The following is a 26,145-nucleotide window of genomic DNA, read 5'->3' as shown; positions in this document are numbered from 1 at the left end:
TATTTTGTACTGCCTCACAGAATTACCCACCAATTTATTGCCGTTCGGCATTTTTATTTAATAACTCTCCCAATAACCGAGGGGACGTTATGAAAACAATGAAAGTATTAGTGCTCGATCAACCGACGAAATTAATTTATCAGCAACGTCCGACCCCTTTTCCCGCATCGGCCGAGGCGGTGATCAAAATAATTACCGTGGGCATTTGTGGTACGGATATTCACGCCTGGTCCGGTCAGCAACCTTTCTTTAGTTATCCGCGGGTGCTGGGGCACGAGATATGCGGTGAGATTGTCAACCTGGGCAGCCAAACGGCGGGCTGGCGGGTTGGGCAGCGCGTGACGGTGATGCCTTATCTTTCCTGTCATCATTGTGGTGCCTGCCTGAGCGGCAAAACCAACTGCTGCGAGAATATTTCGGTGATTGGTGTACATCAGGACGGCGGCTTCAGCGAGTTTCTCAGCGTGCCGGTCAGTAACCTGCTGGCGGTGGACGACGTGGCGCCAGAGGCGGCAGCCCTGATAGAGCCATTTGCCATCAGCGCCCATGCAGTCCGCCGTGCGGCCATCGCGCCGGACGATCCGTTATTGGTGGTGGGGGCCGGGCCAATCGGCTTGGGAGTGGCGGCGATAGCCAAAGCCGATGGGGCACAGGTGGTGGTGGCTGATACCAGCGCCGAACGGCGACGGCATGTCGAACAAGTGCTGCAATTGCCGGCGCTCAACCCGCTGGACGATCAGTTTGAGGCCAGGCTGCGTGACCAGTTTGGCGGCATGCTGGCGGCGAAAGTGATCGACGCCACCGGCAGTGCGCAGGCGATGAACCATGCCGTCAACCTGATCCGTCACGGCGGCAGCATCGTTTTTGTTGGGCTGTTCAAGGGGGATTTACAATTCTCGGACCCTGAGTTCCACAAAAAGGAAACCACTCTGATGGGCAGTCGCAATGCGACCGAAGAGGATTTCGTCAAGGTCGGCAAATTGATGGCGACAGGGGCTATCACCGGCCAGATGATGTTGACTCACCACTTCGATTTCGACAGCCTGGCGGAGGATTACGAAGCGCAGGTCATCAACAACAAACAGCTAATTAAAGGCCTCATTCATTTCTAATCCCAGTGGGAAATGGCGGCACGCGTCATTTCCCAGCCATAAAACCATCATCCCGTTGTCACAAAGTTATTCGTTAATAGGTGCCCATAATGATTAGCCACTGAAACCAGAGAAATCATATGGCTCAGGCACAGTTAAAACTTGCAACGACCGACTTTCCAGGGCAACAACCGATGTCATCCCGCAAGGTGTTATCGGTAAAAGGCTTGGGCAAAGCGTATAAATCTCAGCAACGGGTGCTGGACGATATCAACTTCGACCTGCACGTGGGTGAGTTCGTGGCGGTGATCGGTCGTTCCGGCGCCGGCAAATCCACTCTGCTGCATACCCTGAACGGCACTATCCCTTCGAGCTGCGGCGAAATGCTGCATTTTGAAGACGACGGCGTGGCGCAGGATATCGCCCAGTTGACCGCCCGCCAAATGCGCCAGTGGCGTTCACGCTGCGGCATGATCTTCCAGGACTTCTGCCTGGTGCCGCGGCTGGACGTGATGACCAACGTGTTGCTGGGTCGGCTGAGCCACACCTCCACCCTGAAATCCTTTTTCAAACTGTTTGACGACGCCGACCGCGCCCGCGCTATCGAACTGCTGCAGTGGCTCAATATGCTGCCGCATGCGTTGCAGCGCGCCGAGAACCTGTCGGGCGGTCAGATGCAGCGAGTGGCGATCTGCCGCGCGCTGATGCAAAACCCCAAAATTCTGCTGGCCGATGAGCCGGTAGCATCACTCGACCCGAAAAATACCCGCCGCATTATGGATGCGCTGCAAAAAGTCAGCGAAAACGACATCGCGGTAATGGTGAACCTGCACTCGGTCGAACTGGTGAAAGAATACTGCACCCGGGTGATCGGCATTGCCCAGGGCAAAATCGTGTTTGACGGTCATCCGTCGCAACTGAACGAACGGATACTGCACCAGCTGTATGGCGAGGAAGCCAATCAGATCCATTGAAACCCTTATTTTCACTTTTACCTTTACACACACAAGGCATCGTAATGAAAAAAGTATTGAGTCTGACCACCCTGATGGCCGGCGCGATGATGGTATTTAATGCTACCGCAGCGGACGCACCTAAAGTATTGAACCTGGGTATTCTCGGTGGGCAAAATGCCACCCAGCAAATCGGTGATAACCAGTGCGTTAAACAGTTCCTGGACAAAGAGCTGAGCGTCGACACCAAGCTGCGCAATTCCTCCGACTATTCCGGTGTGATCCAGGGGTTGCTGGGCGGAAAAATTGACCTGGTGCTGAGCATGTCGCCGTCGTCATTTGCTTCGGTGTACATCAAGGATCCGAAAGCGGTGGATATCGTCGGCATCGCGGTGGATGACGTTGACCAATCCCGTGGTTACCACTCGGTGGTGATCGTTAAAGCCGGCAGTCCGTATAAAAAGCTGGAAGACCTGAAAGGCAAGGCGGTGGGCTTCGCCGATCCAGATTCCACTTCCGGCTTCCTGATCCCGAACCAGGAGTTCAAGAAGCTGTTCGGTGGCACGGTAGACGACAAATATAATAACGCGTTCTCCAGTGTGACTTTCTCAGGTGGCCATGAGCAGGACGTCCTCGGGGTACTGAACGGTCAGTTCGAAGGCGCAGTGACCTGGGCGTCGATGATCGGCGACTACAACACCGGCTACACCAGCGGTGCATTCACCCGCATGATCCGCATGGATCACCCGGACCTGATGAAACAGATCCGCATTATCTGGCAGTCACCGCTGATCCCGAACGGTCCAATCCTGGTGAGCAATGCGTTGCCGGCAGAATTCAAAGCCAAGGTCGTGACCGCCATCAAGAAGCTGGATAAGGAAGACCACCAGTGCTTTATCAAGGCGATGGGCGGTAAACAGCATATCGGCGACACCACACTGGCGGAATACCAGAACATCATCGACATGAAGCGTGAGCTGACCAAAGGCGGCCGTTAATTCTCGCCTTTACGTTGTGATTGATCCAAAGGGGTTCAGCATGCTGAACCCCTTGTTCCATAAAGATGGAAACCTATTTTGAATAAAGATTTTGCGCACTATTACCAGCAAGTCCGCAGCAAGCAAAAGCGTGAGACGCTGATCTGGTCGCTCGGTCTGGTGGTGCTCTACCTGGGCGCCGGTAACATCGCCGAGTTCAACCTGCACACCGTGTGGCTGTCGATCCCCCACTTCTTTGACTATCTGGCGGAAACCATTCCGACCCTGCACTGGCGCTTATTGTTCGCCGATGGCCACACCGAAGGGTCATTCGCCTACTGGGGTTACCGGCTGAACATTCAATTGCCGTTGATCTGGGAAACCTTGCAGCTGGCGCTGGCGGCGACCATTCTTTCGGTGCTGGTGGCCGGTGTGCTGGCGTTTTTGGCGGCCAATAACACCCACAGCCCGGCGACGCTACGTCTGACAATCCGCACGCTGGTGGCATTTTTACGCACCATGCCGGAACTGGCGTGGGCGGTGATGTTCGTGATGGCGTTCGGCATCGGCGCTATTCCCGGCTTTCTGGCGCTGGCGCTGCACACCATTGGCAGCCTGACCAAATTGTTTTATGAGTCGATTGAAACCGCCTCCAACAAGCCGGTGCGCGGGCTGACGGCCTGCGGCGCGACGCCGTTGCAGCGCATGCGTTTTGGCATGTGGCCACAGGTGAAACCTGTATTTCTGTCGTACAGCTTTATGCGGCTGGAAATCAACTTCCGCCAGTCAACCATTTTGGGATTGGTGGGGGCAGGCGGCATCGGCCAGGAGCTGATGACCAACATCAAACTCGATCGCTACGATCAGGTCAGCATGACGCTGCTGCTGATTATCCTGGTGGTTTCGCTGCTGGATTACACCTCAGGTGAACTGCGCAAACGGGTCGTGGAGGGGAAAAAATGATAACGGCACCTACTATTTCGGCGGAAAAGCTGCAAACGCTCAAACAGCAGCATCCGGAGATATTTTCACAGCAGCGCCGCTACCTGCGCACCATCGGTATTGTGGCGGTGGCGATTGCATTGTATTACCTGTTTTTCTTCCAGTTTTTTGGTATCTCGTGGCCGCAGTTTATTAACGGCTGCCACCAGCTTGGCCGCTACTTTATGCGCATGTTCGTCTGGCATGATTTCGTCAACTGGCCGTTTATGTACTACTTCCAACAGATTTTCATCACCATCGGCATCGTGTTCGCCGGTACCATTACCGCCTCGTTGATCGCCTTGCCGCTGTCGTTCTTTGCGGCGCGCAACGTGATGTCGACGCCGTTGCTGCGACCGATCTCGGTGCTGGTGCGCCGCCTGCTGGATGTCTTGCGCGGTATCGACATGGCGATTTGGGGGCTGATTTTTGTACGCGCCGTTGGCATGGGGCCGCTGGCCGGGGTGCTGGCGATTGTGATGCAGGACGTCGGGCTGCTCGGCAAACTGTACGCCGAAGGGCATGAAGCGGTAGATAAATCCCCCAGCCGGGGTCTGACGGCGGTAGGTGCAAACGGGCTGCAAAAGCACCGCTACGGTATCTTTACTCAGTCGTTCCCCACATTTTTGGCGCTCAGTCTGTACCAGATTGAATCCAACACCCGTTCTGCCGCGGTGCTGGGCTTCGTCGGCGCAGGTGGTATCGGCCTGGTGTATGCGGAGAACATGCGGTTGTGGAACTGGGACGTGGTGATGTTTATCACCCTGATCCTGGTGGTGGTGGTGATGATAATGGATAAGGTCTCGTCCATCCTGCGCAATAAATACATCATTGGCGAAGACATCCCGCTGTATCAGCAAAAAAGCCAAATCGATTGAGAAACCCCGCTCTGATCCCTATACTGCCGCACATATTCAACTGTGCGGCCGTTTTTTGTCAGCCCCTCGCGTTAATTACCCAAAGTAATTGGAATTGCGGCAAGGCGGCAACTGAACGAATGCCAATGAGCTGACTAAAGTCAGTGATTTGGGTGAGTGAAGGCAGCCAACACCGCCACAGTTTCAAGTACAAAGGGTAAAGGCAATTCTATGATCAACAATGATGTGCTGCGCAGCGTGCGCTACATGCTGAATATTAACGACGCGAAAATGGTTGAGATTATCAAGCTGGATAATTTCGACGTTGCGGTCTCGGCAATGAGCACTTACGTCATCAAGGAAGGCGAGCCAGGTTTCGAAAACTGTCCGGACGAAGTGATGGCACACTTTCTGAACGGTCTGGTGTTCTTCAAGCGTGGTAAGGACGACAAGTTCCCGGCACCGGAAGTGGAACTGCCTGTCACCAACAATCTGGTGTTGAAAAAGCTGCGCGTAGCCTTCGAGTTGAAAGATACCGACATGCACCAGATCTTCACCGCCGTGGAGTTCCGCATTTCCAAGCCGGAACTGAGCGCGCTGTTCCGCAAAGAAGGCACCAAAAACTTCCGTCCTTGTGGCGACCAGATGCTGCGTTACTTCCTCAAAGGGTTGGCGCAACGTCTTCGTGGTGCATAAATAACAAGTTAGGAAATTTCAAGCGCTGTCGTAAGACGGCGTTTTTTTTGTTGACTATTTACTGATTGGGAAATATAAGTAAGGTGTCTTATCGGTTTTTTTTAAAATTTGATTATTATGTTTTCACTGCTGTGGGATTTAAACTAACGGAAGCTTTTTGAGGGATTAAATATTGAATTTTAACTTCGTTATTCCGATTGAAAATTCACAAATGAATTTTACGCTTGAGAGCGGTGGCTCTATTATATTTGTTGGGGCTAACGGGGGTGGGAAAACCCGTCTGGCCGTTAAAATAGAAAATGAGTTAGGGTTAAATGCGCATAGGATTTCCGCACATCGTGCATTAATTTTAAACCCCTCAGTAGCAAAAATAAGTGAAAGGCAAGCTCTCTCTGGGTTACGGACGGGGTATGTAGCAGAGGGTTCCGGTGTTCATCACAGGGATAGCAGTCGTTGGGGAGGGAAACAGGCAGTAAATATGTTGAATGACTTTGATTATCTTATTCAGGCACTCTTTGCGGATCAATCAAACACATCCCTAGTTGCATATAATAGATATAAACCTGGGGGTCAAGAGTCTGTATCTGAATTTAAGTTAACTAAGTTTGATAGACTTAATGAAATATGGTCACGATTACTTCCACATCGAGTTCTGCATATTTCCGGTGATGATATTTTAGTGTCGTTGCCAGGCCTGGAAACCATGTATAAAGCCTCTGAGATGAGCGATGGTGAACGGGCCATTTTCTATATGATTGGTCAGGTGCTTGTTGCAGATGAGAATCAGGTGTTGATCATCGACGAGCCAGAGTTGCATGTCCATCGTTCAATTATGTCAAAGCTGTGGGACGAGCTTGAAGCGGCACGATCTGATTGTGCATTCGTATTTATTACTCATGAATTAGAGTTTGCTGCCGCTCGTACTGCCCAAAAGTATGTCATCCGTGATTACAACCCAGCACCGTTTTGGTCTATAGAGTCGGTTCCGGAAGACTCGGGTTTTGGCGAGGAAATGACGACCCTGATCCTTGGAAGCAGAAAGCCGATTCTTTTTGTCGAGGGGACCAATAACAGTCTTGATTTAGCCATATACCGTAGTTGTTATTCTGAATAGACTGTAATACCTCGTTCATCATGTAGTGAAGTTATCCATTCAGTTGTAACATTGCGTAATAACTCTATGTTTACCCGCATACAATGTTCTGGGATTGTTGATGCTGATGACTATGATGAGAGTGATAAAGCGTATCTAGAAACTCTAGGTATTGCCACGCTGCCGGTTTCAGAAATTGAAAATTTAATTCTGTTGCCTGATGTGAGTCGTGCTATCGCTGTCAGTGAAGGCTATGTTGACGAGGAGCTATCTACCCGACTTTCTAACTTGTCAGAGGCGATATTTAATTCAGTTGTAGCTCCAGGGGCTATAGAACTAGTTGTTGCTCAATTTTGCAGGCGGCGTATTGACCGAATACTGAAGAAAATCGATTTGAGTACGGCGAAAACTATTTCTGAAATCGAAGCTGAATATATTGAAAAGACGAGTAGTTTAAATATTCTTGAAATGGCTAGTGATTTTACGAGTAAGATTCAACTTGCAATAAAGACTAGAGACTTACCGATGTTACTGGCCAATTATGATAATAAAGGTTTTGTGTCCATGGCTGCTACATACCTTAAGTCTTGTCAGCAGAAAAATTTCGAGGCTTGGCTAGTGAGGGTTTTGAGAAACGGTACAAGTCCAGGTGTTAAGGCAGCGATATCTGGTTACTTACCTGTGATTTAAATGGTTTATTTATTGTAAGTTATGGCGATATAGCTTTTGGTTAGTTAATCCGAGGCAAGCTGGTTAACGGTAACACTCACGCTGCCGGGTTTATCACCCCGCACAGTTTTAGTTTAAGAAATATCGTGTGCCAGAATATTGGCCAGTAGATGCCTGGATGATGTGGGATCCTCTGCTGAGCGATGCCGAACAAAGCGGGCAGCTCAGGGTGATTGCCAATGGCGTCGGACGGGTGAACAACCATCAGTTTTATCTCACCCATCGCGACTTTGCCGGGCATTCCCCCGATTTACTGCACGGGCTGATGAGTGCGCTGGAACAAACCGGCCATTATATTGACGCCCACCGTGACCAGGCCGCGGTGCTGTTATCCGCTGAGCTGGGGTTGGCTATTTCTTCGCTCACCCATGCTTTGGCTCGTCGCAGTCATCAACCCCGTCGAATGGATTTGACTATTATTCGCCAGCAACAGGCGATAGCCGACCGTTTTTATGCTTTGGGACTATTGCCGCGTGCGATTAAAGTCCGTGAGGCGATATGGCAGTAAAATATTTGCGTTTCTACTCTTTGTTGTGTGGTGGCCCAGCCATTTCCCATCGTTAGTGTTTAACAAGATTGCTGGTTAATTTCTTATTGTCTGTTAAATGATGATGACAACTTTAAGGAATATATAATGCCAACTATTAGCAAATCAAAAAATCTTTATACTTTGCCAAGACCGGTATGGCTGGATGCTGCGGGAATGAGCAAAGGCATTGGCCACGATCGTCAGCATCTGGGGATCATTCTCGCCGCCGGGCAGGTGGTGCGAGTACGTCAGACCAATGCAGTCTTTACCACCAAACTTAAGCTGCGCCTGCTCAATGACGATAACAAAACCGAGGCCGAGTTCAGCATCGGCAATGCCTGGGTTGAGGCCAGCGTAAATGCGGTCTCGGTGCCGTTTATTGATACGCCTTACGTAGAGGGCACGCCGGTTCTGGAGTTTGAGTATCCCGACGCCAGCAAACCCTTGCCGGTTTACCGCAAAGGTGAAAATGAAACCACTTTCTTTGCACGTTGGGACGAGCAGGATGCTGAATTCGCATTGGTCGACTCTGAATATGCCAATATCCTGGTGCCAAAAATCAGCAAAAAAGATCTGAAGTCTTTGGGTGAAGCCAAAAATATTGATGGCTTGATCGCCTATTACGATCGGATCTTTACTTTTTATAATGCGCTGGCGGGTGTTTCATTTGAGGCTGAAAGCGACTCTGATCGTAATATCAAAAATCGTTATTTTATCAAGGCCGATAAAAATGGTGCCGGGGCCGCTTATTATGGCGGTAATTGGACGGCGGAAAGTACCAGCTCTGTCAGCAGTTTCTGGCTGACGGCACTGGATAATAATTGGGGCAGCCTGCATGAAATTGCCCATGGTTATCAGGGCAACTTTATGGGCGATAAATATTTTTCTACCGGTGAGGTATGGAACAATATTTATGCCGCCTGTTATCAGGATGTGATGTTGGGGGAGCGAAAATATAAAGAAGGCTGGCTGTATGATTACGGCAATATGGCTAAAGTTGAGAAAAAAATCCTGGATCTGATCGCTCAGTCCACGCCGCTCAATCAGTGGGACCTGCGTTCCAAGCTGTATTTTATCGTCTTGATGGTGGGTAAAGCGGGCAAAAATGCCTTCACCCACTTTAATCAGCAGTATCGCCAAAGTTGTAATACCCCTGGCTTCGTGCCAAGTGAACATGCCTTGCTGGATATGCTGTCGGAAAGCTTTGCCGTTGCGGGCAACAAAGTGGATGTGACGCCATTTATCCAATGGGTTGGGGGTTATGTCACTCAGGAACAACGTAATCGCAACGTTTTCAGCCATGCCAAAGCCGTCTATCCGTTGTGTCAATTGGTCGGTGCTCAGGATCTTGAATCGGTAAAAACGCAGTTGAAACTCGACTCCACTCTGCAGTTGGTCGACTCAACGCAGTTGAAGGCCAGCGGCCTGAAAGGCAACGTGACCCTGAGTTTTGATATTGACGATTTCGCACAAATTTATGGCGAAGATCTGATCCTGATGGAAGGGGCGCGTTACGCATATAAAACGCGTATCAACAGCCCGACCATGGTGCTGAGTGATTTGCCGATTGGCATTTACACCCTGCGGCTACCGACCGGTAAAAACCATAAGTATCAACCGACTCAGGACTACCTGGTGCTGAAGCAGGGGGATAACGCGGCGAAGGTTGGCTTTGTCAAAAAAGTATCTTCGTCAATCGTTTCACAGGACATCAATCTGCTTGGCCTGGGCGATGCCGTGTTCGCCACGCTGGCGGTTGATCATGCCAAAGGTATGGTGGTGATTGACGTTACCAGCACCACGCCGCATTCCTATTTCCCTGATATGACCTACGCCAAAATCACCGTACGTAATCAGCAAAATGCAGTGATTTTCAGCAAGGATATTCATGGAACTCAGGCCACCTTAAGCCATGATGAGCTGCCTTTCACCGCCGGTGATAAAGTTGAAATCTATCATGAGGAACCGGGCCGGGTAAGACTGAGCCCGGCGTATCCGAATATCATTGATAACAAGAACAAAAATAACGTCTTGCTGATCACTCGCAGCGGACTGAAAAATGAAGCGCTGCCGGGTGACCCTGAACAGGCGCTACTAGCGCGGATTGAAACTGCGGCCCAGCGTTTGCGCAGCTACCCTCAGGCCTATTACGCGCCGTTCTCGGTATTTAAAGACGATATTTACCTGGCTATCAATACGTTCGCCAGCCCCCAGCGCGAGCAGTTGCTAGAAACCTATAAGGACTGTATTTCTGCCAGCAACATTCGCCCTGATGAGCAGGTAGGGAATACTTTCAGCATCGCCTACAGGGGGATCGGCGATTGGCAATTCTTGACTGGCACTGTCGACCTGGTGAAAAAAACCTTAACGATTGAGCTCATCAAAGGTGGGGTTGTGCACAATTATTTCCCAGACACTTATGCCACATTCAGTTATGACGATGCGGATGGTAACAACCTGTTCAGCTATGAAGTGATTGGCGACCAGGCGCAGCAGGCCCGTACAGTGGTATTGCCGATTTCGGGTTACGGTGGTGAAGTGATCCATCTGCGGCATGAAGAGCCGAATAACCGTTTGGTGATCACCAATGAAATGCAGCATCTGCGGTTGGCTGAAACGGGCAAGCAACAGACTTACTGCATTACCCCGGTGGGTCTGGAACGGGTCGCGGACTAAACCGCTGCCAGGTTTCTGACTACCATACTCACGGCGCCGGGTTTATCACCCGGCGCCGTTTTCGTTTAAGAGATATCGCGTGCCAGAATGTTGGCCGGTGGATGCAGACTGATGTTGATCTGTTTTTCCGCCGCCGTTTGGCGGTATTCATTGAGCATCGTGCGGATATCGTCGTCCAGGTAATTAATCCCTTCACAATCGATAATCACCGTGCTGTTGGGCTCTATCTGCGCCAATAAATGCTTCAGGCGCATCTTGTTGAGGAAGGTCAGGTTTTGCTGGCACTGAAGCAGATAATGGTCGTCGTAGCGGGTCAGATGCAGGGCGTGACGGTTGCTTTGGTACAGACTCCACAGCAGTTGCGCCGCCAGGCCGATCGCAATGCCCGCCAGCATGCCAAACGCCAGAATACCGCCAAGGGTAGCGGCAAAAGGAACGAACTGCTGCAGGCCCTGACGCCACAGGCTGATAAAAATACGTGGGTGCGCCAGCTTATAACCGGTGTAGATCAGAACCGCGGCCAGGCTGGCCAACGGAATATTGTTGAGCAGTTCGGCAAACAGTAATGCGCTGAGCAACAACAGCACGCCATGCAGCAGAATAGATACCCGGCTGCGTGCTCCGGCCTGCACGTTGGCAGAGCTACGCACAATCACGGCGGTAATCGGCAATCCGCCCAGCAGCCCGCTGAGAAGGTTGCCCACGCCCTGTGCGCGTAGCTCTTTATCGGCCGAGGGTTCCGGCATCATCGGCGCCATCTTTTTCAAGGCTTCCTGACTGAGCAGGGTTTCCAGGCTGGCGACAATCGCCAGGGTCATCGCCACCAGATAAACCGCCGGGTTGCGCCACGCTTGCCAGTTCGGTAGGGAAAATTGCGCCTGCAGTGCTTCAACGCTGTTCAGTGCCGGTAATTCTATTCGTGGCAAGGTGCTGACGGCGGGCCAAATCTTCTGGCCAAGCCAGACAAACAGACAACCCCAGAGTACGGCAATCAGCGGGCCTGGCAGAGCGCTTAAGCGCAGGCGTTGTTTGAGCGAGGAGCTTCCCCAAAAGCCGATCAGCAGCAGTGCTCCCAATGTCAGCATCACGGCCGCCAGTGAAATATCGCTTTGCAGTTGTGCGACGGAGGGTTTTTCATTCAGGCCATGACCGAGCGGATAGCCCATCGCCAGCGGCAACTGTTGCAGGATCAGTAAAATGCCGATGGCGGCCAGCATGCCGTGGATCACCGCCCCGGGGATCAGCGCCGCCAGTTTGCCGCCGCGCAGCAGGCCGAATGCCAGTTGCAGCACGCCGGCCAGCAACAGGGCGAATAAAAACGACGGAAAGTCACCCAGCGTCACCATGGCACCGGTGACGATGGTCACCAGACCGGCGGCGGGGCCGCTGACCGAAAACGGGGAAGGGCTGAGCAGGGTGACGATAATGCCGCCGATCACCCCGGTCAGCAGACCGACGAACGGCGGGACACCGCTGGCTTGCGCAATGCCCAGACTCAGCGGCAGGGCGACCAGAAACACCACCAGCCCGGCGGGCAGGTCAAAACGTAGATCGGCTCGGTTCATGTCACCCTCCCGGCGGCGTTGCGTTGTTCCAGCACATTGAGGAAACCGGTGTGCAGATCGTAAATGCAACCGAACAACGTCAGTGAGGCATTGCTTCGCCAGGCCCGTTGAATGAGTTGAGTTTCACCCAAGGTATTGAGTTGGAGCTGTACGTTGGCGCTCACCGCTTTTTTCAGGTGCGCGGCTTCGTCGGCGCGGGCAGCGGCGTCAAACGGCAAATGCCGCTCCAGGGTGGTGCGCAGCGAGTTGAGGCGGCGTGTGAGTGAGTCCTCACTGGGGGTATCGCGGTTACTCAGCGCCGATTGGATCCCACCGCAGCCATAATGCCCGCAAACCACAATCGCCCCGATACCCAGATGCTCGACCGCGTATTGCACCACGCTCATCAAATTATCATCTTGCTCTTCGACCACATTGGCGATATTTCGGTGTACAAACAGTTCGCCGGGCTGAGCGCGGACGATAGTTTCTGCCGGGACCCGACTGTCGGAGCAGCCAATCCACAAAATGTTTGGCTTCTGCGCTTGCGCCAACTGCGGGAAAAAATTCGGATCGCGCCATTGTTGCTGGGTTGCCCAACTACGATTTTTGACCAGTAAATGATTAATCGATGTCATGGGGTGCTCCTTGCGTGAGAGGAAGGGTTTAGCAGCGGTATAGATCGGCGCTGACATGCAGGCCACCGCCGTTGCCGCCGCCGGGAACCAACGAATTAATACGGTAATGGCTGGCACCGCGTTTTTCGGCAATGGCATCCAGTTGGCTTTTTGCATCGTCAGGGGAAACCACATTGCGTGATAAAGAAACCGAGCCGATTTTCTGGCAATTTTCACTCGATTTATTCAGCTCGACGGCGCTGTAACTAAAGGTAGAGAACAGTACCAGCAGGGGAATGGCGAGAAAGACTTTACGTATAATCATTAGTAACTCCTGTAAAAGGCTAGCCTAATTGCTGTGCCGATAATAAGCCGGGGTTGTGTAAAGCTTTCAGCGACGGGGGTAAATCTGCTTGAAAATGATGTAATTAAGCTTGTCTGGTAATAAAGTAACACTTGTTTGTTTTATGGTTTTTTATGCTTTAATATACCCATTTATCTGTTGTTAATATCTAAAATTCTTCTGTTAAGCGATTATTTATACTGTTGATAATAATCTCTTAATGATTAACTAACGATGTTGCCATGTAACCAATTAATTCATTAGCCTGCCTTTTTACTTATTTATGATTAATAGAAAGTAGGGGGCTTCCTCGAATGCACAAACTTTGTGGTTAATACCTATAGGGCATTTTCGGTATATCAAGAATATAAGGATTTATTGCACCTTTTTTGTTCGTGTATTGCGCAGCACTGGTGCAGGTTTTTTAATTAAGCGTCATAAGTTTTAATTATAATTTATTGAAATCAGCCAATTAAAAACTGGCACGCCGGTTGCTCTATTGAATCCCATCTTGTGTACCAGATGGAATTCAGCCAATGACTCAGCCTGTAAATCTACGCGGTTTCACCCTCGGTGAATGGCAACACCATTATCACACCCACCCGGCGGGCGAGCGCATGGCCTGCGTGCGCGCCACTTTGGCCACATGGGCTACCGATCTCCCTGTGGATGACAATGCCTGGCTGTATTTTGCCAGTGCCGCGCAACTGGAGGCGCAGTGCCAACGACTGGCACAACGGCTTGAAGCCGTCGCCGGTGACATCAGCCGTCTGCCGCTGTTTGGCGTGCCCTTTGCGGTTAAAGACAATATCGATGTCGGCGGCTGGCCGACCACCGCCGCCTGTCCGGAGTTTGCCTATCAGGCGACGGCAGACGCCGGCGTTGTCGCCAATCTGTGCGCCGCCGGTGCTTTGGTGATCGGTAAAACCAACCTCGATCAGTTTGCCACCGGCCTGGTGGGCACCCGTTCGCCGCACGGCGCAGTAGTTAACAGTTTCGACAGCCGTTACGTCAGCGGCGGCTCCAGTTCCGGGTCGGCCTCGGTGGTGGCGCGCGGCCTGACGCCGTTCTCACTGGGTACCGATACCGCTGGTTCAGGGCGTGTTCCGGCCGGCTTCAACAACATTGTCGGCCTGAAACCGACCAAGGGCTGGTTGTCGAATCTGGGCGTGGTGCCTGCGTGCAGACTGAATGACACGGTGTCGGTATTTGCCCTGACGGTGGCGGACGCCGCGCTGGTGGCCGAACTGGCGGGTGGCTACGACGCTGCTGATGCCTACTCCCGTATCAATCCCCATACCGCCCCGGCGGATCTTCCCGCAGCCCCACGTTTTGCGGTACCGGCACAACTTGAGTTTTTCGGCGATTTGCAGGCCGAGCGGGCTTTTCAACAGGCGCTAGTGCAGTTGCAGCGCTGTGGCGTAACGCTGGAAACCCTCGATTTTACCCCGTTCCGTGTACTGGCGGAGCAGCTCTATTACGGCCCCTGGGTGGCGGAACGCACCGTGGCGGTCGAAAAGATGCTGAGTGCCAACCCGCAGGCCATCAACCCGGTGGTGCGCGGCATCGTCAATAACGGCCTGAAGTACAGCGCCTGCGATGCCTACAAAGCGGAATATTTGCGTGCCGAACTGGCGCGGCAGATTGAACAACGGTTGGCTCCCTTCGGCGCACTGGTGGTGCCGACCTCACCGACCATCCGCACGCTGGCGGAAATGGAGCTGGAACCGGTGTTGTTCAACTCGCAGTTTGGCACCTACACCAATTTCACCAACCTGGCCGATTTGAGTGCGCTGGCATTGCCTGCGCCGATGCGTGACGACGGCTTGCCCGCCGGTATCACGCTGGTCGCTCCCGCCTGGCACGATCGGGCGCTGGCCGCGTTCGGGGTGCGCTGGCAACAGGCGCAGGATCTGCCGTTGGGCGCTACCGGCCGCCCGCTGCCACCTTCGCAATCCCTTACACCCTCGACCCAGCACGTGCGGGTGGCGGTGGTGGGTGCCCACCTCAGTGGAATGCCATTGAATTTCCAGCTCACGCAGCGTGCGGCGGCTTTGGTGGAACAAACCACCACCGCGCCGTGCTACCGGCTGTACGCGTTAGCCAATACTCAGCCGCCAAAGCCGGGGTTGGCCAAAAACGAACAGGGGGCCGCTATCGATGTCGAGCTGTGGGATATCCCGTTGGCGCGTTTCGGCGAGTTCGTGGCGGAAATCCCGGCGCCGCTGGGCATCGGCACGCTGCTGCTGGCGGACGGTCGCCGGGTGAAGGGCTTTATCTGCGAACCCTGGGCGCTACAGGGCGCCGCGGACATCACTGAATTTGGCGGTTGGCGCAACTATGTCGCCAGCCTGAAGGGGGCTTGATCATGTTTTCTACCGTACTGATTGCCAACCGTGGCGAAATCGCCTGTCGCGCCATCCGCACTCTGAAACGACTGGGGGTGACCAGCGTGGCGGTTTATTCCGATGCCGATCGCAATGCACCGCACGTTACCGAAGCCGATTTGGCGGTGGCGCTCGGCGGTGAAAAACCCGGCGACAGCTACCTGTGTATCGACAAGATCCTGGCGGCGGCGGCAGAAACCGGCGCGCAGGCTATTTACCCCGGTTACGGCTTCCTCTCCGAGAGCGCTGAGTTTGCCGACGCCTGTGAAGCGGCGGGCATTGCCTTTATCGGCCCGACGGCGGCGCAAATTCGCGAGTTCGGCCTGAAACACCGGGCGCGTGAGCTGGCGGCGGTGGCGCAGGTGCCGATGACGCCGGGCACCGGCCTGCTGGACAGCGTTGAAGAGGCGGTCAACGCCGCCAGCCAGATTGGCTACCCGGTGATGTTGAAAAGCACCGCTGGCGGTGGTGGTATCGGTTTGACGCGCTGCGATGACGAAGCCGCACTGCGTGAAGCTTACGACAGCGTGAAGCGGTTGGGTGAGCAGTTTTTCCGCGACTCTGGGGCCTTTATCGAGCGGTTTGTCGATCAGGCGCGCCATGTCGAAGTGCAGATCTTTGGCGACGGTCAGGGCTGGGTGGTCGCGCTCGGCGAGCGTGACTGCTCATTGCAACGTCGCAACCAAAAAGTGGTGGAAGAGACCCCGGCACCCAACCTGCCTGCGGCTACCCGTCAGGCGCTGCATCAGGCGGCGGTGGCGCTGGGAGCGTCGGTGAATTATCGCAGCGCCGGTACCGTGGAGTTTATCTACGACGGCGCACGCGACGAATTTTATTTCCTCGAGGTGAACACTCGCCTGCAGGTGGAGCATCCGGTCACCGAGATGGTCACCGGGCTGGATCTGATCGAATGCATGTTGCAGGTGGCGGCGGGGGATGCACTGGACTGGGCGGCACTGCAACGTCCGCCGCAGGGCGCGTCGATTGAAGTACGCATTTATGCGGAAGATCCGCTGAAGAACTTCCAGCCCAGCCCGGGCGTATTGACCGAGGTGCATTTCCCTGAGTCCGTGCGGGTTGACGGTTGGGTCGCCACCGGCAGTGAAGTATCGGCATTTTACGACCCGATGATCGCCAAACTGATTGTCCACGGTGAGGATCGCCAGCAGGCGCTGGAGAAAATGCGCGTGGCGCTGGACGCTACCCGGCTGCACGGCATCGCCACCAATCTGGATTACCTGCGCCAGGTGATTGCCACCGCCGAATTCCAGACCGGCAGCGTGTGGACCCGCATGCTGGACAGTTTCCACTTCCAGCCCAGCAGCATCGAAGTGTTGCAGCCGGGGACCTACAGCAGCGTGCAGGATTACCCGGGCCGTCTCGGTTATTGGGATATCGGCGTACCGCCGTCCGGGCCGATGGACGACTTTGCTTTCCGGCTGGCCAACCGCATTGTCGGTAACCACCCCAGTGCCGCCGGGCTGGAGTTTACCCTGCAGGGGCCGACCTTGCGTTTCCACTGCGATGCCACCATTGCCCTGACCGGGGCGGACTGCCCGGCGGATCTGGACGGCGAAGCGCTGGATTACTGGCAGCCGGTTGCAGTTCGGGCCGGGCAGGTGCTGACGATGGGCCGCGCCCGGCACGGATGCCGCACCTATCTGGCGGTGCGTAACGGTTTCGACGTGCCGGTGTATCTGGGCAGCCGTTCGACCTTCGCACTGGGGCAGTTTGGCGGTCACGCCGGACGCACCCTGCGGGTTGCGGACATGCTGGCGGTGTCCCAACCGGCGTTGGCCGCCACCACGACCCCAGCACCGATCGCCGCGCCGCAGGCAATGGATGACAGCCTGATCCCCGAGTACGGCAACCTGTGGAACATCGGCGTGCTGTACGGGCCGCATGGCGCACCGGACTTCTTTACCCCGGAGTCGATCGAGACTTTCTTCACTGCCGAGTGGCAGGTGCATTACAACTCCAATCGGCTGGGCGTACGCCTGTCCGGGCCAAAACCCGAGTGGGCACGGCAGGACGGCGGTGAGGCGGGGTTGCATCCGTCCAACGTGCATGACTGCGAATATGCCATCGGTGCGATTAACTTCACCGGCGATTTCCCGGTGATCCTCACCCGCGACGGGCCGAGCCTGGGTGGCTTTGTCTGCCCGGTGACCATCGCCAGGGCCGAGTTGTGGAAGGTCGGCCAGGTGAAGCCGGGGGATCGCATCCGTTTTCATCCGATCGGCTTCAAACAGGCGCAGTCACTGGAGCAAGCGCAGCTTGGCAGTATCGAAGCCCTGGCGGCGGTAAAGGCGATTACCCTGGCCGCACCGGATCTGACACCGGGGGCCACCGGGTCGGCCAGCATTCTGGCGGCGTTACCGGCCAGCGACAACCGCCCGACAGTGGTCTATCGCCAGGCCGGGGACGGCTACATTTTGCTGGAGTACGGCGACAACGTGCTCGATCTGGCACTGAGGTTACGCATTCATCTGTTGATGCAGTCGCTCAGGCAGGACGTCATTCCCGGCGTTGAGGAGTTAGCGCCCGGCGTGCGATCGCTGCAAATCCGCTACGACAGCCGCGTGCTCGGTCAGGCCGATTTACTGACGCGTTTGCTGGCGCGCGAGCAGGCGCTGGGGGATGTCAGCCAACTGAAGGTACCGACGCGTACGGTGTATCTGCCGATGGCGTTTGAAGATTCTGCCACCCTGGGAGCGGTGGAACGTTATCAGCAGACGGTCCGATCGTCCGCCCCCTGGCTGCCGAACAACGTCGATTTTATCCAGCGTATTAACGGGCTCAGCACGCGTGAGCAGGTGCGCGACATCATCTTTGATGCCAGTTACCTGATCCTCGGGCTGGGTGATGTTTATCTCGGCGCACCCTGCGCGGTGCCGATTGACCCGCGTCACCGCTTGCTCAGTTCCAAATACAATCCGGCACGTACCCACACCGCCGAAGGCACGGTCGGTATCGGCGGCATGTACATGTGCATTTATGGCATGGATTCGCCGGGTGGCTATCAACTGGTCGGGCGCACGCTGCCAATCTGGAACAAATTCCTCAAAAACCCGCAGTTCACCGCCGGTGAGCCCTGGCTGCTGCACTTCTTTGATCAGGTGCGTTTCTACCCGGTCAACGAGCAGGAACTGGATGAACAGCGCGAGGCGTTCCGCGAAGGGCGCGCGCAGATCCGCATCGAGGACAGCGAGTTTGATTTTGCCGAATACAGTCGCTTCCTGGTGGACAACGCCGAAGGTATCAGCGCCTTCCAGCAGCGTCAGCAGCAGGCGTTCAACCACGAGGTAACGCGCTGGCAGGAAGAAGAGGGCGAAGCCGAGGCCCAACTGTTGCCGCCGCAGATTGATGAGGAAGAAGTGGATGGCTATCTGGTCAGCGCCGACCTGAACGGCAGCGTGTGGAAGATCCTGGTGGAGCCGGGACAGCAGGTAGAAGCCGGTCAGCCGTTGATCGTGGTCGAGGCGATGAAAATGGAGCTGGCAGTCACCGCACCACGCGCCGGGGTCATTAAGCGTATCAGCTGCCAGCAGGGGCGGCCTGTCGGGCCGGGCGACGCCCTGCTGTGGCTGGAGCACGCCAGTTAACCATCTTTAATCGTCGGGGCGCGGCAGGCTGCGCCCGCAGAGAGGAATGCGATGCAAATCACCAATAACCGCAGCAAGGCGCGGCCGGAGGGGCTGGCGGAACGTATCTATCTGCAGCTCAAGGACGACATTTTTGATTTTCAGCTGCTGCCGGGCGATCGCTTTAGCGAAAACGAAGTGGCGCTGCGCATGGACGTCAGCCGTACGCCGGTGCGTCAGGCTTTGTTCTGGCTGGAGCGCGAAGGCTATGTCGAAGTGCATTTTCGCAGTGGTTGGCAGGTGCGGCCGTTCGATTTTGCCTACTTCGAGGAGCTGTATGACCTGCGCATCGTGCTGGAGTGTGAGGCGGTAAAACGCCTGTGTGCACGGCCAGCGGGCGAAATGCCGTTGCAACTGGAGACGCTCAGCAGTTTCTGGATCGATGAGCCGCGGCTTGAGGACGGCAAGACGGTTTCGCTGCATGACGAGCAGTTTCACATGGCGCTGGTGGAGGCGGCGGGCAACGGCGAAATGGCGCGTATCCATCGTGATCTGACCGAGAAGATCCGCATCATTCGTCGGCTGGACTTCACTCAGGGCAGCCGGGTGGCGGCGACCTATAACGAACACGCCGCGATTTTGCGGGCGATCTTGCAACAGCAAACCGAGGAGGCGCAAACGCTGCTCAGCAACCATATTGCCGTCAGTAAGGCTGAGGTCAGAAAAATAACTTTACACATGTTGCATCAAGCACGGCTTCAGCCACCAGACAGTCCTACGTGAGTTTTTCTTAAAAAGAAGGTTGGTTTCCTATCACACATCAGGAGTTTGAATTATGCAACGTCGTCACTTTATAAAAGCTTTTGCGCTGTCCGCCACCATGATTGGCATGGGAATGGCCTGGGGGGCGCAGGCGGCCGACACCATCAAGGTCGGCATCCTGAGTTCGCTGTCCGGCACCATGGCCATTTCTGAAACGCCGCTCAAGGACGTAGCGCTGATGACCATCGATGACATCAACGCCAAGGGCGGCGTATTGGGTAAAAAACTCGAGGCGGTGGTGGTGGACCCCGCCTCCAACTGGCCACTGTTCGCCGAAAAGGCGCGTCAGTTGCTGAGTCAGGATAAAGTGGCGGCGGTGTTTGGCTGCTGGACTTCGGTGTCGCGTAAATCCGTGCTGCCGGTGTTTGAAGAGCTGAACGGCCTGCTGTTCTACCCGGTGCAGTACGAAGGGGAAGAAATGTCGCCTAACGTGTTCTACACCGGCGCCGCCCCTAACCAGCAGGCGATCCCGGCGGTGGAATACCTGCTGAGCGAAGACGGCGGCTCGGCGAAACGCTTCTTCCTGCTGGGCACCGACTATGTGTATCCGCGCACCACCAACAAGATCCTTCGCGCCTTCCTGCATTCGAAAGGTATTCAGGATAAAGATATCGAAGAGGTCTATACGCCGTTTGGCTACAGCGACTACCAGACCATCGTCGCCAACATCAAGAAATTCTCCGCCGGCGGCAAAACGGCGGTGATCTCCACCATCAACGGTGACTCCAATGTGCCGTTCTACAAAGAGCTGGCCAATCAGGGTATCAAAGCCACCGATGTACCGGTGATCGCCTTCTCGGTGGGGGAAGAAGAGCTGCGCGGCATCGACACCAAACCGCTGGTGGGCAACCTGGCAGCCTGGAACTACTTCGAATCGGTAGACAACCCGACCAACAAGCAGTTTGTCAGCGAATGGCGAGCCTATGCCAAGGCGCATAACCTGCCGAACTATGCCACTGCCGTGACCAACGATCCGATGGAAGCCACCTATGTCGGCATCCATATGTGGGCGCAGGCGGTTGAGAAGGCCGGTACCACAGACGTGGATAAGGTGCGTGCCGCGATGGCCGGACAGACCTTCGCCGCACCCTCGGGCTTTACCCTGACCATGGACGCCACCAACCACCACCTGCACAAACCGGTGATGATCGGTGAAATTGAAGGCAACGGCCAGTTCAACGTGGTGTGGCAGACCGATGCCCCGGTACGCGCTCAGCCGTGGAGCCCGTACATTGCCGGCAACGACAAAAAGTCGGAAAGCCCGGTTAAAGGCGGTAAGTAATGCCCGGCCCCCCGTTACGGCGGGGGGCTGACTGAGCCATGCCCTATTGCGACGAGACATTCGGATGAAACTTTTATCTTTAAGCCATCTCAGGCATCTGTGGTTATTGCTGTGCTGCCTGCCCATGTTCGCGCAGGCGGGGCCGGCTGATGACTTTGCTGCGGCCAACCGTACGCAGCAGGCCAAATTATTGCAGGTGTGGGCGACCGCGCCGGACGCTGCGCGTTTGCCGTTACTGCAGGCGTTAAAGCAGGAAAACGTGGTGATCGACGAGGCCAAACATGCCTTTATCCAGCAGGGCGATCGTTACCAGCCGCTGGAGGGTAGCGCTGCCCCGGTCGGTACGCCGAAGAAGCTGTGGCTGAATAACCGGCTGCGGATCCTGATCGCCAACGCGCTGTCGGCACACCGGCTGGTCAGTGAAGATCCGGCGCTGCGTTTACAGGCGGCGCAGGCTCTACAGCAAGAGGCGCAAAACAGTCAGCTACCGCTGTTGACCCAACGGCTGGCGCAGGAAAAAGACAGCCGGGTGCATGACGCGCTGAGCATTGCGCTGGCCAATCTGCAACTGACCGACGCCGATGCCAAAGTGCGCCTCAATGCGGTGCAACTGCTTGGCAGTTCGGGCGCGCCGGAAACCCAGACCCGGCTGCAGGCATTGACCGATGCCAACCATGAACCGGATGCCGCCGTGCGTGCCGAAGCGCTGAAAAGCCTGACCAGCGTGAAACACCGGTTGATGATCGGCGACCTGATTGGCCAGGCGTTTACCGGCCTGTCGCTTGGCTCGATCCTGCTGTTGGCGGCGCTTGGGTTGGCGATCACCTATGGCCTGCTGGGGGTGATCAACATGGCGCACGGCGAAATGCTGATGCTCGGTGCTTACTCGGCTTATCTGGTACAGGGGCTGTTTCAGCAGTTTGCGCCGCAGTGGCTGGCGCTGTATCCGCTGGTGGCGTTGCCGGTGGCATTCACCATCACCGCCTGCATTGGTATGGCACTGGAACGTACGGTGATCCGTCATCTGTATGGTCGGCCGCTGGAAACCCTGCTGGCGACCTGGGGGATCAGTCTGGTGCTGATCCAGGGCGTTCGGGTGTTGTTCGGTGCGCAAAACGTCGAGGTCGCCAACCCGGCCTGGTTGTCGGGCGGCATTCAGTTACTGCCGAATCTGGTGCTGCCGTGGAACCGTATCGCGGTGATCCTGTTTGTGGTGTTGGTGCTGGCACTCACCTGGCTGTTGCTGAATAAAACCCGCCTCGGCATGAACGTGCGTGCCGTGACGCAGAACCGTGCGATGGCCGCCTGCTGTGGTGTGCCCACCGGCCGCGTCGATATGCTGGCGTTCGGCCTGGGCTCCGGCATTGCCGGGCTGGGTGGGGTGGCGCTGTCGCAACTGGGTAACGTCGGGCCGGAATTGGGCCAGGGCTATATCATCGACTCATTCCTGGTGGTGGTACTCGGCGGCGTCGGCCAACTGGCCGGTACCGTGGTGGCGGCTTTTGGCCTCGGTATCCTCAACAAAATTCTTGAACCGCAGATGGGTGCTGTGCTGGGTAAAATCCTGATCCTGGCGCTGATCGTGCTGTTTATCCAAAAACGTCCTCAGGGACTGTTCGCCTTCAAGGGCAGGGTGATCGACTGATGAGCCAACCATTGACTGTCACCGGCGTGCAAAAGGCACCCCGACTGGCGCTGGGCATCGGCGGGCTGGCGTTGCTGGCGCTGTTGATTATGCCGTTTCTGGCGCTGTTGCCGGCAGACCATCCGCTGGCGATCTCCACTTATACCCTGACGCTGGTGGGTAAAATTTTGTGTTATGCGGTGGTGGCGGTGGCGCTCGACCTGGTGTGGGGCTATGCCGGGCTGCTGTCGTTGGGGCACGGGCTGTTTTTTGCCCTCGGTGGCTATGCCATGGGCATGTACCTGATGCGCCAGGCGGCGGGTGATGGCCTGCCGGGATTTATGGCCTTCCTGTCGTGGAACGAGTTGCCGTGGTTCTGGAGCGGTACCCAGTATTTCGCCTGGGCGCTGTGCCTGATCGTGCTGGTGCCTGGGGTGCTGGCCTTTATCTTCGGTTACTTCGCTTTTCGCTCAAAAATCAAAGGGGTGTATTTCTCCATCATGACCCAGGCGTTGACCTACGCCGGTATGCTGTTGTTCTTCCGTAACGAAACCGGCTTTGGTGGCAACAATGGCTTTACCGGTTTCACGACGCTACTGGGCTTCCCGATCACCGCGACCGGCACGCGGGTGGCGCTGTTCCTGACCACGGTGCTGCTGCTGGCTGCCAGTCTGGCAATCGGCTTCGCTCTGGCACGCAGTAAGTTCGGTCGGGTGTTGACGGCGGTACGCGATGCGGAAAACCGCCTGACGTTCTGCGGTTACGATCCGAAAGGCTTCAAACTGTTTGTCTGGACGCTGTCGGCGGTGCTGTGTGGGCTGGCCGGGGCGCTGTATGTGCCGCAGGTGGGCATTATCAACCCGGGCGAAATGTCGCCGACCAACTCGATCGAAGCCGCTATCTGGGTGGCACTTGGTGGGCGCGGCACGCTGGTGGGGCCGCTGCTGGGGGCCGGTATCGTCAACGGTGCCAAGAGCTGGTTCACCATGGCCATTCCGGAATACTGGCAGTTCTTCCTCGGCCTGATGTTTATCATCGTCACGCTGTTCCTGCCGAAAGGGGTCATTGGCCTGCTGCGCAGAGGGAAATCACAATGAATTCGCTGCAAATGACCGAAGAGCTGTTCACCCAGCCGCTGCCGGCCGATAAATACCGCCAGCAAACCGATCCGGTGCTGCTGCTCGACAAGATCAACGTCAGCTTCGACGGTTTCCGTGCGCTGAGCGATCTGTCGTTGCAGATTGGCGTGGGGGAATTGCGCTGTGTGATCGGGCCCAACGGCGCGGGGAAAACCACGCTGATGGATGTGATCACCGGCAAGACCCGGCCGGACAGCGGCAGGGTGTTTTACGATCAAACCGTTGATCTGACCGCGCTGGATCCGATGCAGATCGCCCAGGCAGGCATTGGCCGCAAGTTCCAAAAGCCCACGGTGTTTGAGGCGCTGACGGTGTTCGAAAACCTGGAGATCGCCCAGAAAACCCAGAAGTCGGTATGGGCCTGCCTACGCGCCAAACTGAGCAGCGAACAACGCGATCGCATCGATGACATGCTGAAAACCCTGCGGCTCGGCCATGAACGGCATCGTCCCGCCGGGTTGCTGTCTCACGGGCAAAAACAGTTTCTCGAGATAGGTATGCTGCTGGTACAGGAACCGCATCTGCTGTTGCTCGATGAACCGGCGGCCGGCATGACCGATGCCGAAACCGAGTACACCGCCGAACTGTTCCGCTCGCTGGCGGGCAAGCATTCACTGATGGTGGTGGAGCATGACATGGGGTTTGTCGAAACCATTGCCGACCACGTCACGGTGCTGCATCAGGGTCAGGTGCTGGCGGAGGGCTCATTGGCGCAGGTGCAGGCTGACGAGCAGGTGATCGAAGTGTATTTGGGGCGCTAGGAGCAGCTATGTTGCAAGTGAACGAACTGAATCAATATTACGGCGGCAGCCACATTTTGCGCGGCCTGTCGTTTGAAGCCCATATCGGCGAAGTGACCTGCCTGCTGGGGCGTAACGGCGTGGGGAAAACCACGCTGTTGAAGTGCCTGATGGGGCTGATCCCGGCCAAGAGCGGCAGCATCAGCTGGCAGGGCGAAAGCCTCAACGGCAGAAAACCGCACCAGCGGGTACAGGCAGGCGTCGCCTATGTACCGCAGGGGCGTGAGATCTTTGGTCGCCTGACGGTGGAGGAAAACTTGCTGATGGGGTTGGCGCGCTTTTCTGGCAGTCAGGCCCGCAAGGTACCGGATCATATCTATGAACTGTTCCCGGTGCTGTTGCAGATGAAAGATCGGCGCGGCGGCGATCTCTCCGGTGGCCAGCAACAGCAGTTGGCGATAGGGCGTGCGCTGGCCTGCCGACCGCAGTTGTTGATCCTCGATGAGCCGACGGAAGGGATCCAGCCTTCGGTGATCAAAGAGATCGGCGCGGTGATCAAACAGTTGGCGGAAAGAGGGGATATGGCGATCCTGCTGGTGGAGCAGTTTTATGATTTCGCCGCCGAGCTGGCGGACCGTTATCTGGTGATGTCGCGTGGCAGCATTGTCCAGCGCGGTGCCGGCAGCGCGATGGAGCAAGACGGCGTGCGTGGGCTGGTGGCGATATAAGGCTCAATAAGGCGGAGATGCACTCACGTAGAGTGTGCACCGATTCACGAATCACTTCGCTGGGGGTTCGGTAGTCGCCACTGGCTACCCAGCGTTAAACTGCAACAATACAAGGAACTCTGGGTTTTACATCATCATAAATTAGGGATAATTATGAACGAAATCACCATGTCGCGTCTGGGTTGCATCGTCCTGTCACTGTTCCCGGCTCTTTGGGGGATCTTCAGTCTGCTGAACAATACCGCCGATTTTGCTGGTACTGCCCAACATGCCGTGGCGCCGCTGCTTGCCATGCAGGATACCTATCAGGTTCCCGGCTTAATGTGGCGCGCCGTCAGCGTGGAATGGGCCGGGCGGGTCGGGTTGGCGATGATCACTGTGCTGGAGTCTGTGGCCGGCATCACCGCTGCACTGGGTGTGGTGTTGATGCTGAAACATCTGCGCCAACCTTACGCGGCCTTTGCCAAAGGGAAAGCCTGGGCCATGCTGGGCGCACTCTGTGCCATTGCGGTGTGGGGGCTCGGTTTTATGGTGGTCGCAGGTGACTGGTTTATGGCCTGGCAGGCAAAGGAAAACCCGCTAGCGGTGCAACTGGGGGCGATGCTGTACATGGTGCCCAATACGCTGGCCTTGCTGTTTCTGATGCTGCAGCGCGACGCTCGCTAAGCCGTGAAGTCGCAGGATTTTGATAAAACTTCGGCGATGTTCGCGAAAGTGTTGCCAAATGCTAACCTGCCGGGTCTTGTCACATTT

The 26,145-nt window shown here is 55.7% G+C and carries 21 protein-coding genes and 1 pseudogene; 19 read left to right on the top strand and 3 right to left on the bottom strand.

Features of this window, described 5'->3' with window-relative positions; translation table 11 throughout:
• The first annotated feature begins 89 nt into the window (after positions 1-89).
• The 10 genes and pseudogenes from OC597_RS03145 to OC597_RS03100 all read left to right on the top strand — a co-directional run bounded on the left by OC597_RS03145 (position 90) and on the right by OC597_RS03100 (position 10,582).
• On the top strand, positions 90-1,112 hold the full coding sequence (locus OC597_RS03145; protein ID WP_261283954.1) for a zinc-binding alcohol dehydrogenase family protein: 1,023 nt from the start codon (positions 90-92) through the stop codon (positions 1,110-1,112).
• Positions 1,113-1,231: 119 nt separating this feature from the next.
• Positions 1,232-2,065 (top strand): phosphonate ABC transporter ATP-binding protein, encoded by an 834-nt coding sequence (phnC, locus tag OC597_RS03140; RefSeq protein WP_099063974.1) that lies wholly within the window; start codon positions 1,232-1,234, stop codon positions 2,063-2,065.
• A 44-nt stretch (positions 2,066-2,109) separates the two neighbouring features.
• Positions 2,110-3,042: a phosphonate ABC transporter substrate-binding protein gene (gene phnD, locus OC597_RS03135; protein WP_261251925.1), complete on the top strand. Its 933-nt coding sequence runs from the start codon at positions 2,110-2,112 to the stop codon at positions 3,040-3,042.
• Positions 3,043-3,120: 78 nt separating this feature from the next.
• On the top strand, positions 3,121-3,984 hold the full coding sequence (gene phnE, locus OC597_RS03130; RefSeq protein WP_261283955.1) for a phosphonate ABC transporter, permease protein PhnE: 864 nt from the start codon (positions 3,121-3,123) through the stop codon (positions 3,982-3,984).
• Positions 3,981-4,880 carry a phosphonate ABC transporter, permease protein PhnE gene (phnE, locus tag OC597_RS03125; RefSeq protein ID WP_085115793.1) on the top strand — a complete coding sequence of 300 codons (900 nt, stop codon included), beginning with the start codon at positions 3,981-3,983 and terminating at the stop codon, positions 4,878-4,880. The genes phnE (OC597_RS03130) and phnE (OC597_RS03125) overlap by 4 nt, the downstream gene beginning before the upstream one ends.
• A gap of 210 nt (positions 4,881-5,090) precedes the next feature.
• Positions 5,091-5,555 (top strand): YehS family protein, encoded by a 465-nt coding sequence (locus OC597_RS03120; RefSeq protein WP_099063977.1) that lies wholly within the window; start codon positions 5,091-5,093, stop codon positions 5,553-5,555.
• A 172-nt stretch (positions 5,556-5,727) separates the two neighbouring features.
• Positions 5,728-6,669 (top strand): AAA family ATPase, encoded by a 942-nt coding sequence (locus OC597_RS03115; protein WP_262207391.1) that lies wholly within the window; start codon positions 5,728-5,730, stop codon positions 6,667-6,669.
• A gap of 6 nt (positions 6,670-6,675) precedes the next feature.
• A complete protein-coding gene (locus tag OC597_RS03110) occupies positions 6,676-7,338 on the top strand; it encodes a hypothetical protein (RefSeq protein WP_410071702.1) in 663 nt (220 codons plus the stop codon).
• Between the two features lie 145 nt (positions 7,339-7,483).
• Positions 7,484-7,885 (top strand): annotated as a pseudogene (locus OC597_RS03105) (type 2 periplasmic-binding domain-containing protein); the annotation flags it as partial.
• Between the two features lie 126 nt (positions 7,886-8,011).
• On the top strand, positions 8,012-10,582 hold the full coding sequence (locus tag OC597_RS03100; RefSeq protein ID WP_262207388.1) for a putative mucin/carbohydrate-binding domain-containing protein: 2,571 nt from the start codon (positions 8,012-8,014) through the stop codon (positions 10,580-10,582).
• 65 nt (positions 10,583-10,647) lie between these two features.
• Here OC597_RS03100 and OC597_RS03095 read toward each other — a convergent pair whose 3' ends face one another.
• From OC597_RS03095 to OC597_RS03085, 3 genes are read right to left on the bottom strand one after another with little or no spacing between them, the layout of a single operon-like run.
• On the bottom strand, positions 10,648-12,147 hold the full coding sequence (locus tag OC597_RS03095) for a SulP family inorganic anion transporter (protein WP_261251933.1): 1,500 nt from the start codon (positions 12,145-12,147) through the stop codon (positions 10,648-10,650).
• Entirely contained in the window at positions 12,144-12,764 is a 621-nt protein-coding gene (locus OC597_RS03090; protein WP_261251934.1) for a carbonic anhydrase, read from the bottom strand. The genes OC597_RS03095 and OC597_RS03090 overlap by 4 nt, the downstream gene beginning before the upstream one ends.
• Positions 12,765-12,792: 28 nt before the next feature.
• Positions 12,793-13,068, bottom strand: a complete 276-nt coding sequence (locus tag OC597_RS03085; RefSeq protein WP_112350195.1) for a YdgH/BhsA/McbA family protein — start codon at positions 13,066-13,068, stop codon at positions 12,793-12,795.
• Positions 13,069-13,622: 554 nt separating this feature from the next.
• Between OC597_RS03085 and atzF the strand changes: the two genes are divergently transcribed.
• From atzF to OC597_RS03040, 9 genes are all read left to right on the top strand, one after another.
• Complete coding sequence (gene atzF, locus OC597_RS03080) at positions 13,623-15,452, top strand: allophanate hydrolase (protein WP_262207384.1); 1,830 nt, start codon at positions 13,623-13,625, stop codon at positions 15,450-15,452.
• A gap of 2 nt (positions 15,453-15,454) precedes the next feature.
• Complete coding sequence (gene uca, locus OC597_RS03075; RefSeq protein ID WP_262207382.1) at positions 15,455-19,078, top strand: urea carboxylase; 3,624 nt, start codon at positions 15,455-15,457, stop codon at positions 19,076-19,078.
• A 51-nt stretch (positions 19,079-19,129) separates the two neighbouring features.
• Positions 19,130-19,840 (top strand): GntR family transcriptional regulator, encoded by a 711-nt coding sequence (locus OC597_RS03070; protein WP_261283964.1) that lies wholly within the window; start codon positions 19,130-19,132, stop codon positions 19,838-19,840.
• Between the two features lie 52 nt (positions 19,841-19,892).
• Positions 19,893-21,161, top strand: coding sequence for an urea ABC transporter substrate-binding protein (gene urtA, locus OC597_RS03065; RefSeq protein WP_262207380.1), 1,269 nt, complete (start codon positions 19,893-19,895; stop codon positions 21,159-21,161).
• Positions 21,162-21,225: 64 nt separating this feature from the next.
• On the top strand, positions 21,226-22,806 hold the full coding sequence (gene urtB / locus OC597_RS03060; protein WP_262207378.1) for an urea ABC transporter permease subunit UrtB: 1,581 nt from the start codon (positions 21,226-21,228) through the stop codon (positions 22,804-22,806).
• Complete coding sequence (urtC, locus tag OC597_RS03055) at positions 22,806-23,882, top strand: urea ABC transporter permease subunit UrtC (RefSeq protein ID WP_085115802.1); 1,077 nt, start codon at positions 22,806-22,808, stop codon at positions 23,880-23,882. Before urtB ends, urtC begins: the two co-directional genes overlap by 1 nt.
• Positions 23,879-24,685 carry an urea ABC transporter ATP-binding protein UrtD gene (gene urtD, locus OC597_RS03050; protein ID WP_170924997.1) on the top strand — a complete coding sequence of 269 codons (807 nt, stop codon included), beginning with the start codon at positions 23,879-23,881 and terminating at the stop codon, positions 24,683-24,685. The genes urtC and urtD overlap by 4 nt, the downstream gene beginning before the upstream one ends.
• A gap of 8 nt (positions 24,686-24,693) precedes the next feature.
• Positions 24,694-25,392 carry an urea ABC transporter ATP-binding subunit UrtE gene (gene urtE, locus OC597_RS03045; RefSeq protein WP_085115803.1) on the top strand — a complete coding sequence of 233 codons (699 nt, stop codon included), beginning with the start codon at positions 24,694-24,696 and terminating at the stop codon, positions 25,390-25,392.
• 153 nt (positions 25,393-25,545) lie between these two features.
• The gene (locus OC597_RS03040) at positions 25,546-26,058 is read left to right on the top strand and encodes a DUF2165 family protein (protein WP_261251941.1); all 513 of its coding nucleotides are present in this window, start codon (positions 25,546-25,548) and stop codon (positions 26,056-26,058) included.
• The last annotated feature ends 87 nt before the right edge of the window (positions 26,059-26,145 follow it).

Source organism: Serratia proteamaculans, assembly GCF_946227095.1.
In the GTDB taxonomy this organism is placed as follows: Bacteria; Pseudomonadota; Gammaproteobacteria; order Enterobacterales; family Enterobacteriaceae; genus Serratia; species Serratia proteamaculans_E.
This window is presented reverse-complemented; position numbering and strand designations above follow the sequence as displayed.